The 1813-nt window shown below is 69.2% G+C and carries 2 protein-coding genes; both read right to left on the reverse strand.

Annotated features, from left to right (window positions below; all coding sequences use genetic code 11):
• On the reverse strand, nt 1-1185 hold a 1185-nt coding region (locus tag Q0Y09_RS03625; protein ID WP_297717745.1), incomplete at its 3' end, for a histidine kinase dimerization/phospho-acceptor domain-containing protein.
• 43 nt (nt 1186-1228) lie between these two features.
• A partial coding sequence (locus Q0Y09_RS03630; protein WP_297717748.1) for a HAMP domain-containing sensor histidine kinase occupies nt 1229-1813 on the reverse strand: 585 nt, incomplete at its 5' end.

Here is a 1813-nt window from a genome sequence, read left to right on the forward strand (position 1 = left end):
GACGGGGCCGGGGGTGAAGGCGGTCTTGCCCGCCTTCATCCGGCTCAGGTCCAGCAGGGCGCTCACCAGGGCGGCCATCTGGCCGGACTGGTCCATGATGACGTCCAGGTATTCCTCCCGCTTCTCCGGGGCGATGTCCTCCCGGAGCCCCTCGGCGTAGGAATGGAGGATGGCCAGGGGGGTCTTGAGCTCGTGGGCCACGGCGTTGGTGAGGTCCCGTTCCCGCTGGAGCCGCTTTGCCTGGGCCCGGGCGGTGAGGAAGGCCAGGAGAAGGGCCAGCAAGAGGGTGAGGAGGTAGACGGGCCACAGACCGTGGGCGGGGGAGAGGTCCACCCAGTAAGCCCAGCCCACCTGACTGCCGTCGCCGCCCGGCTGGGTGAAGGAGGAGACCGCGCCGTTGTGGGGGCCGGGAGTGGGCGTACCGCCCACATAGAATCGAGTGGTGTGGTCCAGCTCGGCCTGGGCCATGTGCTGCCGCTCCAGCAGGACCTCGGGCGCGGCCCCGCCCACCAGGGCGGGGGAGAGGGAGACGAAACGGAAGGCCAGGGTGGTGAGGGTTTTTCCCGCCCAATAGCCGCTGGAGCTGTCCAGCAGGGTCACGTCCTCCCCCGGCAGGTGATAGACCAGCTTTTTGGGGTAGAGGACGTCGCCATCCACCACGCCCGTCACCTCCACAGAGACCTGGAGGAACAGGTCCTGGCGCTCCTCATCGGTGTATTCGTATCCGTGGTATTCACACCAGTTCCAGAAAGAGAAGTCGATGAAGACGGGTTCTTCCCGCAGTCGGCGGGCCAGCTGAAGCTGCTCCTCCTCCGTGAGGCCGGGGTCGAAAAGCAGCGCATAGCTGACGATGTCCTGGGGACCGTTGAGGGGCGTGGTGGCGGTACCGGCCAGGAGCTGGCTCCGGGCGGTCTCCTCGCCCTGCCCGTCGTACAGCCGCAGGGTCACCGCGCCGCCGTAGGGGGCCAGGTCGTCGGTGAAGTTGCTCAGCCAGCGGTCTCCCCAGCCGTCGGCGCTGTCCGAGCGGCTGGCGGCGAGCAGGACGGCATGCTCTATGGAGGAACGGATGATTTTTTGGTGGTACTGGTCGTTGAGGTAGGTGAGCGCGCCGGCCATCAGGCACCACAGGGCCAGGAAGAGGGCGGCGGCGCGGAAAAAGAGGGGGCGCAGAGACTGACGGTCCATAGGATGCTCCTTTCCGTGGCGGGCGGAGGGGAACAGGGAGCGGTCAGGGACGGGTACAGGGCAGATCCACCCAGAATCGGACGCCGGTGGGGAGGTTTTCCACCCCGCAGGCGCCGCCGTGGAGGGCGGCAGTCTCCCTGACCAGGGCCAGCCCCAGGCCGGTGCCGCCGCTCTGGCGGTCCCGGGCGGCGTCGGCGCGGTAAAAGGGCTCAAAGAGCCGGGGCAGGGCCTCCTCTGGGATGGGGTCGCCGTCATTTTCCACCGTCAGGCGGACGAAGGACCCCCGGTGCTGGAGGGCGGCCCGGATCTCGCCGCCGGGCGGGGTGTGGCGGAGGGCGTTGGCGGCCAGATTGGAGACCACCAGGGAGAGCCGCCCTTCCTCGCCGGAGACGGTGCAGGGGGGCAGGTCCAGGCGGGCGGTGACGCCGGCGGTCTCCATGGGCCGCTCCAGAGCGCGGAAGACGGCGGCGGTCACCTGGTCCAGGGAGACGGGGCCGGGGGTGAAGGCGGTCTTGCCCGCCTTCATCCGGCTCAGGTCCAGCAGGGCGCTCACCAGGGCGGCCATCTGGCCGGACTGGTCCATGATGACGTCCAGGTATTCCTCCCGCTTCTCCGGGGCGATGTCCTC

Source organism: Intestinimonas sp., assembly GCF_026169115.1.
Taxonomy (GTDB): Bacteria; Bacillota; Clostridia; order Oscillospirales; family Oscillospiraceae; genus Intestinimonas.